Below are 16,396 nucleotides of genomic sequence, written 5' to 3'. Positions count from 1 at the left end.
TCAGTTTCCCCTTCCCGTCGTGCCGAACTGAAGTGAGAATCGCACGTCGCCTTCAACCATGTCGCGCATATCGGCGATGCCGTGGCGCAGCATCAGTGTTCGTTCAATACCCATACCAAAGGCAAAGCCCGAGTAGACATCGGGGTCGACGCCGACGTTACGGAGCACATTCGGGTTGACCATGCCGCAACCGCCCCATTCGATCCAACCGGCGCCACCCCTTTTCTGCGGGAACCACAGATCCAACTCCGCCGATGGTTCGGTGAAGGGAAAGAAAGACGGCCGCAGGCGCGTGCGAGCATCCGGGCCGAACATCGTCCGAACAAAATGGTCCAGGGTGCCCTTCAGATGGGCCATGGTCAGCCCTTTATCGACGGCAAGACCTTCGACCTGGTGGAAGACAGGTGTGTGCGTGGCATCCAGTGCATCGGTGCGAAACACCTTGCCCGGGCACGCGATATAGAGCGGAACACCGCGTTCCAGCAGCGCGTGTGCCTGGACGGGAGATGTGTGAGTACGCAGGATGAGCCCGCTCGCTTCCTGCGCGGACGGCCTAGAGGAATCTCCCGCTTCCGCGCCGATGCGGGCGACTCCATCAACGTAAAAGGTATCCTGCATCTGCCGCGCCGGATGATCCGGGCCAAAGTTCAGAGCATCAAAGTTGAACCACTCATGTTCCATCTCCGGCCCTTCGGCGATCTCCCATCCCATACCGACGAAGAAGTCAGCGATATCCTCCATCAGCACAGTCAACGGATGCCGTGCTCCGCGCGGAGCACGGCCTGTCGGTAGCGTGACATCAACACGTTCTTCCGCAATCGCGCGTGCAGCTGCTTCATCCTCAAGCCGCTGCGTCGCCTGCGCTAAAGCCTCCTGCACTGCCTTCCGCGCCGCTCCCATCAGCCGACCCGCCACCGGCCGATCAGCCTTATCCAAGTTGCGGATCAGCATGTTTGCGTGGGTGATTGGCGCATTGTCGCCACTGTGGGCAAGCCGAGCCGACTTCAGTTCCTCCAGCGTCGTCGCAGTGGCGAAGGCTTTCCGCGCCTCCTCCACAGCGCGCGTAATGCCCTCCTCGTCTAGGGGGCTGAGCTCGATATCAGACATACATGCCTTTCCCTTGGGTCCGTGCCAAGTGTAGTCAATTGCCACAAGCCGCGCCCGACTGTCCGCATCGCGTGTAATACGCTGCTCGCACCATGCTAGTGCCGAGTCCTGCCATAGGCAGTTCCCGGCCTGTGAGATCAGTAGGCGTCTACAGCTCCCAACCACGCCACAGCCGGCAGGTCCGTGCAACCACGCAAACCCGACTGGGCAACACGACCGTCAGCCGCCTGCCCGAGCGCCTGGGCTGCAACTAGGCTAGTGCCATGCGAACCGTCTTCTGTGGTCTGACGACCATCGACCTCATCCAAAATGTTGAGCATGTACCAGCGGCCAACGAGAAGGTCGTGGCAAACGGTGCCCTTCTCGATGTGGGAGGGCCGGCAGCGAATGCAGCCCGTATAGCCGCCATTCTGGGTGCGGAGCCCACACTCATCTCACCCATAGGCACTGGTGTCTTCGGCACGATGGCTTTGAGTTGGCTCAACGACTGCGGTGTCCACACTATCGACCTGGCAAGCGATGGGGACCCGGCGATATCCGCCGTCGCCATCGATGCCTGCGGCGACCGTACGGTTATATCAACGAATAGCAGTGGACGCAGCCATACTTTCCCATCTGCCGATGTTCTTGATAACGCTGCGGCTCTGCTTATCGACGGACACCTTCCCGATGTACAACTGCCCCTGGCGCGCACTGCGCAGCAGCTCGGTATTCCGGTGGTTTTCGACGGCGGATCATACAAAGACGGAACCGTTGCTCTTCTCCCCTATGTCTCACACGGAATTTTCTCCGCCGACTTCGTCCTGCCCGGAGCCGAGGATCAACTCCTGGAAATGCTCGCCTGGCGCGGAATGACTCTGGCGGCACGCTCGAACGGGAACGAACCGGTGGAAGCCATTGTCGGTGGGAAGTATTATTCACTGTCCGTACCGCACGTACCCGCGACGCAGGTCGTCGACACGCTAGGTGCGGGCGATGCGTTGCACGGGGCATTCACAGCCGCCCTTGCCGCGGGGCAAAGCGAACTGCAGGCGCTATCCGGTGCCATCGACATTGCCAGCCGCTCGGTCCGCGGTCTGGGTGCCATTGGCTGGGCGCTCACCAATGAGTCACGCGGCTCGCATACGTCGTCGGTCGGCACTCCCCGCACGGTCACGCCAGAATAGGCGCGCAGATCGCGCCCGGTGCCCCGCACACCGCGGTACGCCAAGCGGACCGCGGTGTCGTTACGCTCACACACACGCCTTCTGCGCCCGGCCGACGCTGACGACTGTGCCCTTGCGCCGACAGCTGACTCCGCCTCAGCCTGCACTTATCCCCGTCCGCCATCGACGTTCGCGGGGTAGTATGCGTATATAGGACGGAGATCGTGACCGCCGCTGCGATGGAATTGGCACCGTGGAGGCACAACTAAGGAGGCGCCGTAACGATGGCTGACAACGACTCTCTTGCCAACAAGGCGAAGCAATTTGCAAACACCGCGACCAACAAGGCGAAGCAACTCGCCGACACTACCGCGCAAACTGCCAGGAGTGTCGCCACAACGGTACAGCAGAAGCTCGACGAGCCTGAAAACAAAGAACGGATCGCCAAGGCTAAGAAGGCCGCCTGTCAAGCTGGGCAGCAGTTGAAAAGCACCGCGTCAACCGTCGGCTCCAGGGCCCGCGACACCTTCGTCAATGTAAAAGGCAAGGTCGCCGAACGTCTCTCCAGCGGGAATTAGGAGACCGTATTGCCCTACCCGGCATGAGCAGTACGAGGAATACGTCTTGTAGTAAGTCTCTGATTCCGCAGGGAACACACCACCCAGTCTGCCGCCTCGCGCTGGTCGCATCACAGACAGTCAGGGCCAGTTGTGCGCCCAGCGCGAGGGATCAAGGCGCTCCTTTCTAGATTGCGCGACGCGCTTCTCGCTAATAAGTCGTCCCGCTCGCGGTCAAGCGTAGATGAACACTTGCGCTACAAGGAGCACCCCGCCGAACAAAAGCACGAAGACGACCATCGGCCAGACGAAGCGCAGCCAATGGGAGAATTTCATGTCGAGCATCTGCAAAGTCGCCATAACCAGCCCGGTCGGTGCCAGGAACAACATCGCGTACTGACCCCACTGATAAGCACACACCACGATGAATCGATCAATGTCCACGGTGTCGGCCAGAGGCGCGAAGATAGGCATCGATAGTACCGCCAATCCCGAGGATGAGGGAACGACAAAACCGAGCACAAAGAACACCAGCATCATCATGATGATGAACAACGGTCCACTCATATCTTCGACCAGGTTCGAAGCGGAATGGAGCAGGGTGTCGGAGATTCTCCCTTCATTCATCACCAAGTTGATGCCTCGGGCTAGACCAATGATTAAAGACACTGCAACAAGACTCGATGCTCCGTCACAGAAAGCGTCAACAAGTTCCTTTTCTCGCAGTCTGCCCCTACCCGTCATCGCTAGCAGCATGCAGATAATCGTGATGGCGAGGAATGACGCCGCCATGGTGGGAAACCACCATCCTTGTGACATGACCCCCACACCATTATGAAAAAGGCCGATACAAACAAGAGGAGGATAACCTTCTTCTGCCAGGTGAAACCAGTCGCATCATTGATGTCCCCACTAAGTTTCCATCTCCGGTTGAAAGCATCTCTGTCCTCGTAGGTGTAGGAGAAGGCCGGATCCTTCTTCAACCTCCGGGCGTACCAGTACAGGTACGCCACGACGACGGCGCAGCCTACTACACAGCCGCCAGCGCGCCACTCGATGCCTTGAGTAAAGGGAATACCAGCGGCATTCGAGGCAATCACCACGGAGAACGGGTTGATGGTGGAGAAAGTAGTTCCCATTGAGCCTGCCAAGAAGATAGCACCGACACAGATAATCGAGTCGTATCCCATAGCGAGGAAAATAGGTACCAGGATCGGATAGAAGGCAACCGCCTCTTCTTCCAATCCACAGGAGGTCCCACCCAGAACCATGAGGATGGACACGAAGAACACGAGCAGGAACTCCCGCCCTTGGTACGTTTTGTTAAGGCGATGAGTCCCGATTCAAAGGCTCCAGTGGCCCGCACTACCCCGATAAGGCCACCGAGCACAAGAATGAAGACAATAATGTCTGCGGCCTCGATCGTTCCGTGGACCATCGAACTCGTGATGTCTCCGATACCTGCAGGTTTCTGTTCAAGACTCTCGTAACTGCCCGGTACCGAGACCGCGCGGTTCAGTGCTCCAGAGGTAAACTGCGAGATGTCGATGGTTACACCGAGTTGATCCAAGCTCTCCTGAGTTGCAGGTAACGTAGTCACCTCGTCATGTGGATCCGTGACGGTGAGAGTATCGCTATCCGCATCGTATGCGAGTTTCGAATATGATCCGGCCGGAATGAACCAGGTAGCGGCCACGGCGAGAATCGTTAGAGCAAAAAGGATGGTGAAAGCCGAAGGGAATGTGAGCTTGCGTTTCCGGACAGTCGGCGCTTCTTCAGTTGTTTGCGTTGACACTGGTCTTCCCTTTCCATGTGTGAAAGCTGCTCGTCATACAGAAACGCCACAACGTACGAACCGGTTGGCGGGCGCTTCAGACGGTATGTGGAAGGCTAAGGAGCCACCTCTTCGCGTATCGCGATCTGGAGACTCCATCGCCCGATGCCACCCATATGTTTCGGGAGCAGAGAGGATAACTCGGCGGAGCCATCGCGACCCTGCTCCGCCGAGTGCCCTTATGAACGTTCGTTTGGAGCGGAGCCATCCGCGACGATGAGGGTACCGGTTTCGCCGAGCAAGGCCTCACTCGCTCGTCGTAGAGACGTAATTAGAGCCCGCGCCTGCGGACGGTTCTCTACGAAGTTGATACACGCCTCAACCTTTGGCAGCATCGACCCTTCGGCGAACTGTCCCGCAGCTGCATACCTGCGGGCTTCGGAGACCGTCATTACGTCGATTTCCCGGCACTCTGGCGTGTTGTAGTCAAGACACACACGGTCAACGGCGGTGAGGATAACGAGCATATCTGCATCAACATCCCCAGCGAGAATCGCTGCCGAACGGTCCTTGTCAATCACTGCGGCCACGCCGCGTAATCCGGTTTCACCGTCTATAACCGGTATCCCTCCCCTCCGGAAGCAACGACGACATTCCCTGTCGCAACTAGTGCCTTGACGAGCGGTGTCTCGACAATCCGGATTGGCTGCGGCGAGGCAACTACCCAACGCCATCCGCGTCCGGCATCCTCAACGTAGGTATTGCCGGTTTCCCGCATGAGCACACGTGCCTGTTCCTCGGAAAAGAAGGCTCCGACGGGCTTCGTCGGATTGGCGAAGGCAGGGTCTTGCGCGTCAACAACCGTTTGAGTCACCAGCGCGACACACTGAACCTGCTTGCCGCGTCGTTTCAGCTCTTCGTCCACTGCCTGCTGAAGGTGGTAGCCGATGTAGCCTTGCGACATCGCGCCACACTCAGCGAACGGGATGTAAGGCGTTCCGCCATCATGAGCAGCCGACACGTCGGTAGCAACTTTGATCATGCCGACCTGTGGCCCATTCCCATGTGTGACGATAACCTCGTTGTCGGCAGCTATGAAATCCGCAATCGCCCGTGCAGCGTCACGAATCAACGCCAATTGTTCTTCCGGAGTTCTGCCCAACGCATTGCCTCCAAGGGCGACAACCATTGTCTGTTGTTTTGACATGCTTGCACCTCTAAGACAACGTCGCGTACATGACGGCTTTGATCGTATGCATGCGGTTTTCTGCCTGGTCGAAAACCCGCGACTGTTTAGACTCGAACACCGCGTCCTCTACTTCCATCTCCCCAAGCCAAACTTCTCCGCCACTTGGGCACCAATGGTTGTTTTGGTGTCATGGAATGATGGGAGGCAGTGTAAGAAGATGCCGCTCGGATGAGCCATACTCATCACCCGTTCGGTCACACGATAAGGCTCAAGCAGACGGATACGTTCTGCCCACAGTTCATCGTCCTCCCCCATGGATAGCCATATATCCGTGTAGACAACGTGGGCATCAACGCAGGAAGCATCTATATCCTCGCTAAGAGTGATAGTTCCGCCAGTATCGCTGGCAATCTCGCGGCATTGCCTCACAAGCTCATCCTCGGGCATCTGCTGGTTCGGTCCGCAGGCCACGAAGTGCAAGCCCAGCTTTGCGCATGCCACCATAAGAGAGTTCGCAACATTGTTTCGCGCATCTCCAAGGAAGACGAGTTTTAGGCCGCGAATTCCCTGAGGAAAGTTCTCATGGACCGTCAACATGTCCGCAATCATTTGGGTGGGGTGAAACTCAGTGGTTAATCCATTCCACACGGGCACACCTGCGTTGACCGCGAGGTCCTCCACAATGTCCTGCCCAAAACCTCGATACTCGATACCGTCATACATGCGTCCGAGGACGCGTGCAGTATCCTCTATTGATTCCTTCATTCCCATCTGTGAGCTCCCCGGATCAAGGTAGGTCACTCCCATCCCGAGATCCATTGCTGCCACTTCAAAGGCACAACGCGTGCGCGTTGATGTCTTTTCAAAGAGAAGAACAATATTCTTCCCCGCCAGATATCTGTGCGGAGTTCCAGTACGTTTCAAATCTTTGAAACCTCTTGCCAGGTCGATGAGGTACTGGATCTCGTCGGGTCCGAAGTCAAGGAGCTTGAGAAAACTGCGTCCACTGAGACTTATCGGCATTGCAATCCCCTCCATTGGGTGTTGTTGTACTAGCAGATAGGGCCACCGTGATCTGGTCGTAGGTCGCCCGATGTGACACGTACTGTCACTAGCTCCACTCTCATTGTGAGTTCTGCCACGTTTCAAGGTCTAGCCGCGGCCAGTGTTTTCTCCACTAGGGTCTAATGCCACTACATCCGCCCTACACCCAGGAATAGAAGTGCGCGATTTGAACGATTCTTCCCACCGCTCGTCCCACGTCCTCCAATCTGTACCGACGCTGAGTCAGCAAGGGCCAAATGGTCCACATCTTGGCGCCCTTCACCCTTCCTGCTCGCGGTATGATAAGGCGAAGCAATACGAGAACCTCCGTATCTAGTGATCGGATACGAATCGTGACCCGGGTTGGGTTATCGTCGGATCATTAGTACGCGCGGTTCACGTACCGCATCCCACTTGATCCGAGTGGGCACCGTCGCTCGTCTCGCGCCCAGAAGAGTTACCGCCGTGATCGCTCTGTACTACTACACGCTCGCAGTGTTACTCATCTCAATAGCTGCTGCGGCTGGGTGCCTCGCGGCCTTTGTGGTCACACATCGCCAGACCTATGGTTGGGCAGCCGCTGCCTTCGCTCTCTACTTCTTAGACGTCGCGCTCGTATTCCGCACGGATTTTGTCCTCCCCCATCGCAAGGTCAGCTGTATCTACGAAATCAACAGTCCGGTTGAGTCAGTAGCTCTGGGGTCTTGTCTGCTTACCTTCTTTTGGCTTGTAGTTGCCAACTTCCTCGGCAAAGACCACAGAATTGCCATCGCGCCGCCGCTCGTGTTTGCATGTGGAAGTCTCGCCGCACTCTTACTCGTACCCGGTGGACGATGGATGGAGTTCACTTTTTTCAGCATGCGCACTCTGTCGATCATCGCATTACTCACGTATCTCGCTCTTTGCTACGCAGTATCTGAAGATCCTGCGGAACGCGCACACATGCGTCAGCACTGCCGCCTATATCTTGCAGTCTGGATTTGTGTAGTCGGGACTATTGTCTGGAACGTGTACTTCCAACTAATCCACGACTGGGAAAGTGGCTCTCCACTTCCGTTTCTTCCCGAACGAAACTTCGCTGAGAACGCTCTCTTACTCTGTTGTGCCGCACATGCATGGCGCCGGGTCTACCGTGCCCTACATCTTCGGTACGAGCAGCCGCCCCGCTACGCGCAAAATGATCGGCGCAGTACCTTCATCTGCGAAAGTGCCACTTCCTTCGGCAGCCATTACAACCTTTCACCGCGGGAGATTGAAGTGCTCTGCCTCATTCTCTTGGGGCACGATAACCGCACAATCGCGGACACTCTCTTCCTAGCGCTTAGCACTGTGAAGGTCCACGTTCATAACATTCTACGCAAGTCTGGCTGCAGCAACCGCGCTGATCTCACGCGCCGCTTCTGGCATTCCAGCTGAAATCTCCCAGTTCCGGTTCCGCGAATTCCCGCCGAGCCACTCTGCACAAACGACTGGCATATTCCCATTCCTTCCAATCCCGTCACGCAGTCGCTAGTACGCGCAACACGGACAGCCCACAGTCAGGACCAAGTGCACCTGAGCAAAGTTGCCCCATCCCACCTTCCCTGCACATGAACCTACCCCCGTTGATACTGCAAGGGCCAGACTGTTGCGTCGCGGTCAAGTTCCGCATGCCAGCGGTTTGCAACATAGGGATCGTGCAATGCCACTCGGCCCACTTCAACCGCGTCGGCCTGCCCGGTGACGAGAATCTGCTCGGCCTGCCCCGCGCTACCAATAAGACCGACAGCACTGGTTGGCACTCGCGCCTCGCAGCGGATTCTCTGCGCGAATGGAACCTGATATCCCGGCGTGACCTGCGGCGGCGCGAACGGTACGTTTCCTGCACTGGAAATGTCCCAGAAGTCAACCCCATGCTCCGCGCCCGTGCATGCGAGCTCAACTGACTCTGCGAGCGTCCAGCCCGGGTGTCCTACTTCGTCCGATTCTTGGCCGAATTCGAGCCAGTCACTGGCAGAGAGCCGCACGATCAGCGGTGTATCGGCAGTGACAGCTCGCACAGCGTCAATCACCGCCAATAAGAAGCGGGTGCGGTTCTCAAAGCTTCCACCCCACCGGTCCTCCCGCCGGTTCGACATCGGAGAGAGGAATTGATGGATGAGGTAGCCGTGCGCAGCATGCAGCTCAATAACGTCAAATCCGGCCGCAACAGCCAGCTGCGCCGAGCGCCCAAACTGCGCGATGAGGTCCTCAATCTGTGCCTCTGATAATTCCTGTGGTCGCGGGCCATGCGTGGAAAAAGGCACCGCTGATGGCGCAACAGTCTGCCACGCCAGTAGCGAATCCTCCGGCAAGGATCGTTCCCATCCAGGCGGACCCGAGGCTTTTCGTCCGGCATGATTGAGCTGGATCGCAGGGGTAGCGCCACCCACCCGGATTGTGTCTGCCAGCCGAGCAAAGGCTGCAACGTCCGCCTCATCTCCGAGTGAGAGGCAGTACGGCGAAATCCTCCCCTGCCGGTTGACCGCAGTCGCCTCGACGATAATCATGCCGAAACCGCCTACTGATCGTGCGGCGTAGTGCTGCAGGTGCCATGCGTTGGGCCGTGCAGCATCACCGCCTTCAGGGTCGGCGCTGTACTGACACATAGGCGGCAACCACAGTCTGTTGCGGATGGTGATACCCCGCAATGTGATGGGCTCAAAGAGTCTTGCCACGTTCTTCTCCTGTATGTATGTGCTTCCCACTGCCGACGGAATCCTTCACCACCGACGGCTCCGTGCCGGTTCTGCTCCTGCTCGGCGGGTCTGTTTCTATCCTCGCCACGGCTTCCAATCCGCCACGGTATCCATATCCACGCGGGGTAAGTCGAGCCGCTCACTAATCGCGTCCATGAACATTTGCGACCAGCGCTGGTACCACGGTGTATTCGGGTGGAACATGTCTGCCGCGTGGTACTTCGTCATGTATTCCCACACGGAGAAGCTGTTGGAGAGAGCCTCCAATTCAATGACGCTACACCCGTGTGCCTTCGCCGCACGCGTTAACTCCGCCGAGAGCAGCGATGCGCGCTCTTGCGTCCGCAACGGTTTGAACGTTGGGATATCAGCAATGAAACTCGGTTGGGGCAGCGCGCGTGCAATCTGATCCATAGCATTGCCGAAATCCTCCGGTGTCAACCCGGCGACGCCGACATCGTTACCACCGATATCGAGGGTGACGATATCCGGACGCAGCGCAGCGGAACCTATTGTCAACCCGGCTAGTTGCGGCAACTGCGTTCCCAACACGGAGGCTGCGGTCCCACCCGATAGCGAGATATTCAGCAGGGCGACCGGGCGCCCGGTCGCCCGCTGCAAACCCGCCGCGATACGCGGCACATAGCCGTCTTCGAGCCGATCTGCGCCCAAGCCCTGCGCTGCCGAATCGCCCAGCGCCACGTAGATCAGCGGTAGCTCCTTGTCCGCCCGAGCAGCGGCGTCGAGAAGCCGGAGCGTTGTGATGAGGTGGTTCTCCCAATACCGCCGGAACACCGGGTTCTGTTTGGCAACCGCTTTCGCGTTGCGATAGATACCCGCTGCGGCAACGGAGACGCCTACACCTGTCAGATTCCGTACGGTAGTGTTCACATCTTTAAGCTACTCCTCAGTAGCTTCGCACGCATAGGACAAGCGTAACAGCGCGGCGTACCTCGCTCCGCGTGCAGGAGTGTCGCTTACCGAGCAGTTACACGCCGTAGCAGCGCCGCGTGCGTAGATCGAAACGCCCTCCTCCCACCTGTAACGTGGCCCCGGAGCGTGGCAGTGACCGGGGCCGATCATGGTCGGACTCCCGGTCACCCCAATCGCGTGCCTGATGCGGCGGCTTAGATCTCCTCCGGCACCATGGAAATCGCACCGCAGGGGCACTCCTCGGCACACACGCCGCAACCCTTGCAGTAGTCGTACTTGAACTCGTACTCCCCGGGCTTGATCTTGGTGATCGCATTGTCCGGGCACACGCCGAAGCAGTTGTCACAGCCGAAGCAGTTGCCGCAGCTCATGCAACGCCGCGCTTCAAACAGGGCGGAGGACTCGTCCAATCCCTCCACAACCTCGTCGAAGGTTGAGGAACGCCGTGCCCCGGCTAGTTTGGCGCGAACCTGATGCGGCGCATCCGTGTAGTACCACGTCTCCATCCGGTCCAGGGTCGCATCGCCGTGCTTTGGCGCCGGTTCATACTCCGCCCCGCGCAGATAGGCATCGATATTGCGGGCCGCCTTCTTCCCGTGGCCAATAGCGACGGTGACATTCTTCTGCGATGGCACCATGTCGCCACCGGCGAAGAGGCCCTTATGGCCGGTCATCATATGCTTGTCCACGGAAACAACACCGCGTTCGACCTCAATCCCCGACACGCCAGTGAGCAGACCGAGATCGGACTCCTGCCCGAGGGCCATTACCACCGAGTCCGCTTCCAGCTTCGTGAATTCGCCGGTCGGCTGCGGGAAACCGTTCTCGTCCAATTCCATCTTCTCGATGAGTAGCTCACCCTCGTCGATATGCTTGATGGTGGCCAGCCACCGCATCGTGATGCCTTCCTCTTCCGCCTCGACGACCTCGGAGTCATGGGCAGGCATGCGGTCGCGAGTGCGCCGATAGACAATCACCGAGTCACTCGCGCCGAGCCTCTTCGCGGAACGTGCGGCGTCGATCGCCGTGTTTCCGCCGCCGTAGACAACCACCCGCCGTCCAAGCAGTGGCTTGGCGGCGTCCTCTGCCGCTTCGCCCTCGACCTCGATATCGCGCAGCATGGTCACGGCGTCCATCACCTTGGCCGCAGTCCCGGCCGGAATCTCCGTGTGTCGACTCACCTGCGCGCCGACCGCCAAAAAGACAGCGTCGAAATCCTTGAGCGCAGCGTTGAGTGAATCAACTGAGGTGCCCATTTCGAAGGTGACGCCCATGTTCTCAATCCGGGCGATCTCCGCGTCAAGAATGTCACGCGGCAGGCGATATGCCGGGATGCCGTAACGCATCATGCCGCCGGGCTTCTCTCCGGCGTCACGAACCGTCACCCTGTGCCCGAGCCGTGCCAGATGATAGGCCGCCGAAAGCCCGGACGGCCCTGCTCCGACAACCAGCACCGTCTTGCCACTCGGTTCATTAACCGGCTCGACGGTCCAGCCCTGTGTTATCGCGGTATCACCGAGGAAACGTTCAACGGCGTTGATGCCAACGGCTTCGTCGACCTGCGCACGGTTGCAGGCAGTCTGACACTCGTGGTAGCACACTCGGCCCATAACGGCGGGCAATGGATTATTCACCATTATTTCACGCCAGGCGGCTTCATAATCGCCCTCTTCTGCGCGTGAGAGCCACTGCTGGATGTTTTCCCCGGCCGGGCACGCCTTGTTGCACGGCGGTAGAAGATCCACATAAACCGGTCGCTCGGTACGCCACGAGCCGGTCAGGTTCGTGTCCGATGTTCCCTTTCCTAGGGTGATGGCGAACGGGAGCGGCTTTCCGTGGGTTTCAGTCGTCATTGCTCAGCCCTCCTCTTCCGGCGTCTTGACGAATTCGTCCAACTGATCGTCATCAATGAGGTCGTATCGGCGAATATTGCGATCCGCCAACTCCTGCAGCCGGGCAATAACCGCGCGATCCGCATTCTTCTTGAACAGATGCGCGAAGCGCCGCTGCGGGCGCAGGTACTCCTCCACCGGAACCGGTCTGCGGATCTTCGCGGAGGAGACGAGCTCACCGTACTCCGCTTCAAAAACGGGGAACAGGCCAGATTGCGTCGCCAAACGCGCGATCTTAACCGTGATATTCGAGGCGGTACCCCAGCCCAGCGGGCAGGGAACGAGCACATGAATATAGCGCGCACCGCGGTACTGCATAGCCTTGTTCACCTTGTATTCGAGATCGCGCAGATCAGCAACCGTTGCCGTTGCCACATAAGGTATTTCATGTGCCATCGCGATACGTGGCATGAATTTGCCCTGGCCCCAGTCGTTACCCGGCTCGGGACCCACGGGCTGGGTTGTCGCGGTGCGCGCCGTCGGCGGCGTCGCACCGGACCGTTGCACGCCGGTGTTCATATAGGCCTCGTTGTCGTAGCAGATGTAAAGCACATCGTCGTTACGCTCGAACATGCCCGACAGCGCGCCAATTCCGATATCGACGGTACCGCCGTCGCCGCCCTGCGCGATTACACGGATGTCTTCACACCCCTTGGCCTTCAGGGCCGCCTGCACACCGGAAGCCACTGCCGGGGCATTGCCGAACAGGGAATGAATCCACGGCAAATTCCACGCACTGTTCGGGTATGGCGTCGAGAACACTTCCAGGCAACCGGTAGCGTTAACCGCTATGACCTTGTCACCCGTGGCCTTCATTGCAGTGTCAATCGCGTATCGTGCACCGAGCGCCTCGCCGCAGCCCTGGCAGGCGCGATGACCCGATGTCAGCGAATTCGCACGGTCTTTCTCCGACTGAAAGGAACGTAGCTCCTCCGGTACCAGTCTGTTGCCGACGGCGAAGGAACCGACCTGATAGAACTTGACGTGTTCACGTGCCGGAATCTGTGTTTCGGGCACGTCTGCCGCCCCGGGGTTCCCACGGATATAGCGCTTTTCAGTGAGCTCCGGAGGAACGCTGGCAGCCGTTGTATCGTTACTCATTGCGCACCTTCCATCATCTTTCGTGTTACGTCACGCACGATATTCTCCGGAGATGCACCCGAGCGGCGGTTGGCCTCCTGGCGCTCCAGTTCGCGCTTGACAATATCGGTTTGCAGGTCAAGGAAGGTCAGCCGTTCGACGGCGTCTTTCTCGGCCTTGTCGAAGTAGTCGTTCAACGACGGCTGGGTGACATCGCGTCCACCAAGCCCGGCGATTAGTTCGTAGATCCGAATGTCGCTGCCTTCCAATGCGCCACGTACGTGTGCGGCAACAATGCCTCCAATCCCGCTGGAGAACGCTTTCTCGACGACGAGAACACGCTTGGCTCCGTCCAGCGCATCGTGAACGGCCGCCGTCGGGAAGGGACGGAAGGCAACCAGCGAAACGACGCCGATCTTATCGCCCCGTTCGCGCCGCGCGTCCACGACATCGCGGATCGTGCCGGTGATCGAGCCCAGGCACAGGACGATGGTTTCCGCGTCCTCCGTCCGATAGGAGTGAAGCAGACCGCCGGAATCGCGTCCGAAGATCTGCTGGAACTCACTCTGAATCTCCGGAATACGGTCCAGTGCCTCCAACTGCTTGATATGCCCGAGGTATTTCACCTCGGTGAAGGCCTCCGGGCCTACCATCGCACCAATGGAGATCGGATCACTGGGATCAAGCAACTGTCGCGGTTCAAAAGGCGGCAGGAAGCGCGCGATCTGATCTTCTTCGGGAAGGTTCACCTGTTCAACGGCATGCGTGAGGATGAAACCGTCCATGCACACCATAATCGGAAGAGAGAGTTCCTCGGCGAGCTTGAAGGCCTGGACGTGCAGGTCTGCGGCTTCTTGATTATCCATCGCGTAGAGCTGCAGCCAGCCGGAGTCGCGCTGCGACATGGTATCCGACTGGTCGTTCCAGATGTTGATCGGACCGCCGATCGCACGGTTGGCGACCGTCATCACGATGGGCAGGCCGAGGCCGGAGGCATTGTAAACGGCCTCCACCATGAACAGCAGGCCCTGCGACGCCGTCGCGGTGTAGGTGCGAGCCCCCGCTGCGGAGGCTCCGATGCAGGCGGACATTGCCGCGAACTCGGACTCGACATTGACGTATTCGCATCCACTCAGCTCGCCTGTTTTGACCATACGCGAGACTTCTTCAACGATATGCGTCTGAGGTGAGATGGGGTAGGCCGATACGACCTCTGGATGGCAACGCGCCACGGTATGCGCGATTGCCTTCGATCCCTCGATTTGCTCAAGCATGAACAGCCTCTCCCTTCTTCTCCAGGACGAGTTCATAAGCCGCGGTTGCGGCGGCAACGTTCTTCTCGCCCACGCTTCCCGGGAACCGATTGCGGATCGCCGCGGCAACCGAATCAAGCGTGATCAGCCCGGTAAGCGCGGCCATGGCGCCCAGTAGGACGGCGTTCGGCACCGTTCGTCCGGTGTGCTCGCGCGCAATATCCGTGGCCGGAATAGACATGACGTGCCCCACCGGCCGTGACCGCGCCACGTCGGCGAAACCAAGTTCCTCCGGCGACTTCGCCGAATTCACCAGGGCGTATCCCTCCGGCGTCAAGCCGGCAAAAACATCGAGGATCGGCAGGAGGGTGGGATCCTGCACGATAATGACATCTGGATTCAGCACCGGTTCACGCGTGCGTATCTCCTCATCGCGGATACGGCTGTAGGCGACCACCGGCGCGCCAGTGCGCTCGGATCCGAAGGACGGAAACGCTTGCGCGTGATGGCCCTCCGCGAAAGCTGCCATTGCCACCATGTCGGAGGCGGTCACCACACCCTGTCCGCCCCGACCGTGGATTCGTATTTCGACCATATCTTCACCATAGGCCGAACATCCCAAATCGCAATCAGTTACCTTCGACCTTGCGCCGAGCAGGGATTTTCACAAAAAAAGACGTGCGTTTAATTTGCTCAAAACTGGGACCTAAGGCCTAGGGGTGTGATTCCTGTTCATCCGGCATTCTGGGCGAATAGACTCGTATACGCGCAGATGGCACCTGCCATCGATACATTCAACGATTCCGCCTGTCCTTGCAGGGGAATTGAAACACGGGCATCCACCATTTCCGTCGACTGCCCGGCGAAGCCGTGCGCTTCATTCCCTAAAATCCACATGGTCGGACGCGTTAAATCGGGACCATCGAACCATGTGCCGAGCACCTGCTTCTCCCAGGCCGCATTGACCAGTGCTTGCAGCTCCCATTCGCCCGCTCCATCTGCCGCTAAGCACTGCAATCCCGCGTCGTGCGCGAGACGCACCATGTCGGCGAACTCCAGGCCTGTCACACACGGCACATGAAACACCGATCCCGCCGTCGAACGGATCGCCTTGGGGGAATAAAGTTCGGCGCTCCCCTTTCCTATCAGAACCGCAGCCGCCCCAACCGCATCGGCCGTGCGCACGATTGTCCCCAGATTACCCGGATCAGAGAGCTCGGCAACCGCGATAACAAGCTGCGCTCCGCGCATCAGGGTGCTCGCTTCCCGCCGCTGTGGTATGCGGGCAACGGCGACCAATCCTTGACCGTCGCCGGACAGGTCTCGCATAGCGGCGGCATCAAGCACATGCGTCCAGACCCCTTTGGCCGCGATCAGCGCGCGAATATCGGGATGGCGCTCCAATGCCTCGTTGGTCGCGTACACATCACGCACTGTCTGCACCTGCCAGCTCAGAAGCTCACGGACCGCCTGCGGCCCCTCAACAAGCGCCTGCCCATGCTTTTCCCGCTGTTCACGCCGATGCAAGCGCTGTGCGCGCTGCAACTGAGTTCGCGACGCTTCCTTAATACGCGGCGTGTTCACAGCCGCCCCCTTTCAATGACCAACGAACGGCACGTGCGTGCCGAACAGATCAACGTCTACGGCGTCGATGCCTCGCGCACACGCAATAGCGATGACAGCAAAACGGGAGGACCCACGCGAG

General features: G+C 58.9%; 13 protein-coding genes and 2 pseudogenes. 3 read left to right on the top strand and 12 right to left on the bottom strand.

What is annotated here, in order from left to right; genetic code table 11:
- A complete protein-coding gene (gene pheS, locus DDD63_RS05715) occupies positions 1-1,107 on the bottom strand; it encodes a phenylalanine--tRNA ligase subunit alpha (RefSeq protein ID WP_108715560.1) in 1,107 nt (368 codons plus the stop codon).
- A 263-nt stretch (positions 1,108-1,370) separates the two neighbouring features.
- Between pheS and DDD63_RS05710 the strand changes: the two genes are divergently transcribed.
- The gene (locus DDD63_RS05710) at positions 1,371-2,273 is read left to right on the top strand and encodes a PfkB family carbohydrate kinase (RefSeq protein ID WP_108715559.1); all 903 of its coding nucleotides are present in this window, start codon (positions 1,371-1,373) and stop codon (positions 2,271-2,273) included.
- Positions 2,274-2,536: 263 nt separating this feature from the next.
- Positions 2,537-2,830: a hypothetical protein gene (locus DDD63_RS05705; RefSeq protein ID WP_108715558.1), complete on the top strand. Its 294-nt coding sequence runs from the start codon at positions 2,537-2,539 to the stop codon at positions 2,828-2,830.
- Between the two features lie 213 nt (positions 2,831-3,043).
- Here DDD63_RS05705 and DDD63_RS05700 read toward each other — a convergent pair.
- The 4 genes and pseudogenes from DDD63_RS05700 to argF form a co-directional block, all read right to left on the bottom strand.
- Positions 3,044-4,505: pseudogene (locus DDD63_RS05700) on the bottom strand (YfcC family protein).
- Positions 4,506-4,822: 317 nt separating this feature from the next.
- The gene (locus DDD63_RS13145) at positions 4,823-5,311 is read right to left on the bottom strand and encodes a hypothetical protein (protein ID WP_276308102.1); all 489 of its coding nucleotides are present in this window, start codon (positions 5,309-5,311) and stop codon (positions 4,823-4,825) included.
- The gene (locus DDD63_RS13140; protein WP_276308095.1) at positions 5,197-5,790 is read right to left on the bottom strand and encodes a hypothetical protein; all 594 of its coding nucleotides are present in this window, start codon (positions 5,788-5,790) and stop codon (positions 5,197-5,199) included. Before DDD63_RS13140 ends, DDD63_RS13145 begins: the two co-directional genes overlap by 115 nt.
- 10 nt (positions 5,791-5,800) lie before the next feature.
- Positions 5,801-6,795: pseudogene (argF, locus tag DDD63_RS05690) on the bottom strand (ornithine carbamoyltransferase).
- Between the two features lie 486 nt (positions 6,796-7,281).
- Between argF and DDD63_RS05685 the strand changes: the two are divergent.
- A complete protein-coding gene (locus DDD63_RS05685) occupies positions 7,282-8,232 on the top strand; it encodes a helix-turn-helix transcriptional regulator (protein WP_108715557.1) in 951 nt (316 codons plus the stop codon).
- A 179-nt stretch (positions 8,233-8,411) separates the two neighbouring features.
- Here the strand turns inward: DDD63_RS05685 and DDD63_RS05680 are convergent, their stop codons facing one another.
- The 7 genes from DDD63_RS05680 to DDD63_RS05650 form a co-directional block, all read right to left on the bottom strand.
- Positions 8,412-9,512 carry an NADH:flavin oxidoreductase/NADH oxidase gene (locus DDD63_RS05680; protein ID WP_108716668.1) on the bottom strand — a complete coding sequence of 367 codons (1,101 nt, stop codon included), beginning with the start codon at positions 9,510-9,512 and terminating at the stop codon, positions 8,412-8,414.
- A gap of 96 nt (positions 9,513-9,608) precedes the next feature.
- On the bottom strand, positions 9,609-10,424 hold the full coding sequence (locus DDD63_RS05675; RefSeq protein ID WP_108715556.1) for a GDSL-type esterase/lipase family protein: 816 nt from the start codon (positions 10,422-10,424) through the stop codon (positions 9,609-9,611).
- A gap of 236 nt (positions 10,425-10,660) precedes the next feature.
- The gene (locus DDD63_RS05670) at positions 10,661-12,319 is read right to left on the bottom strand and encodes an NAD(P)-binding protein (RefSeq protein ID WP_108715555.1); all 1,659 of its coding nucleotides are present in this window, start codon (positions 12,317-12,319) and stop codon (positions 10,661-10,663) included.
- 3 nt (positions 12,320-12,322) lie between these two features.
- The gene (locus DDD63_RS05665) at positions 12,323-13,459 is read right to left on the bottom strand and encodes a thiamine pyrophosphate-dependent enzyme (RefSeq protein WP_108715554.1); all 1,137 of its coding nucleotides are present in this window, start codon (positions 13,457-13,459) and stop codon (positions 12,323-12,325) included.
- Positions 13,456-14,712, bottom strand: a complete 1,257-nt coding sequence (gene porA / locus DDD63_RS05660; RefSeq protein ID WP_108715553.1) for a pyruvate ferredoxin oxidoreductase — start codon at positions 14,710-14,712, stop codon at positions 13,456-13,458. The genes DDD63_RS05665 and porA overlap by 4 nt, the downstream gene beginning before the upstream one ends.
- The gene (locus DDD63_RS05655; protein ID WP_108715552.1) at positions 14,705-15,286 is read right to left on the bottom strand and encodes a 2-oxoacid:acceptor oxidoreductase family protein; all 582 of its coding nucleotides are present in this window, start codon (positions 15,284-15,286) and stop codon (positions 14,705-14,707) included. Before DDD63_RS05655 ends, porA begins: the two co-directional genes overlap by 8 nt.
- Positions 15,287-15,423: 137 nt before the next feature.
- A complete protein-coding gene (locus tag DDD63_RS05650; protein ID WP_108715551.1) occupies positions 15,424-16,275 on the bottom strand; it encodes an RNA methyltransferase in 852 nt (283 codons plus the stop codon).
- Positions 16,276-16,396: the final 121 nt, after the last annotated feature.

Origin of the sequence: Actinobaculum sp. 313, from assembly GCF_003073475.1 — a bacterium.
Classification (GTDB): Bacteria; Actinomycetota; Actinomycetes; order Actinomycetales; family Actinomycetaceae; genus Asp313.
Note: the sequence above shows the minus strand (reverse complement) of the source record. Positions and strands in the feature narration are given on the sequence as shown.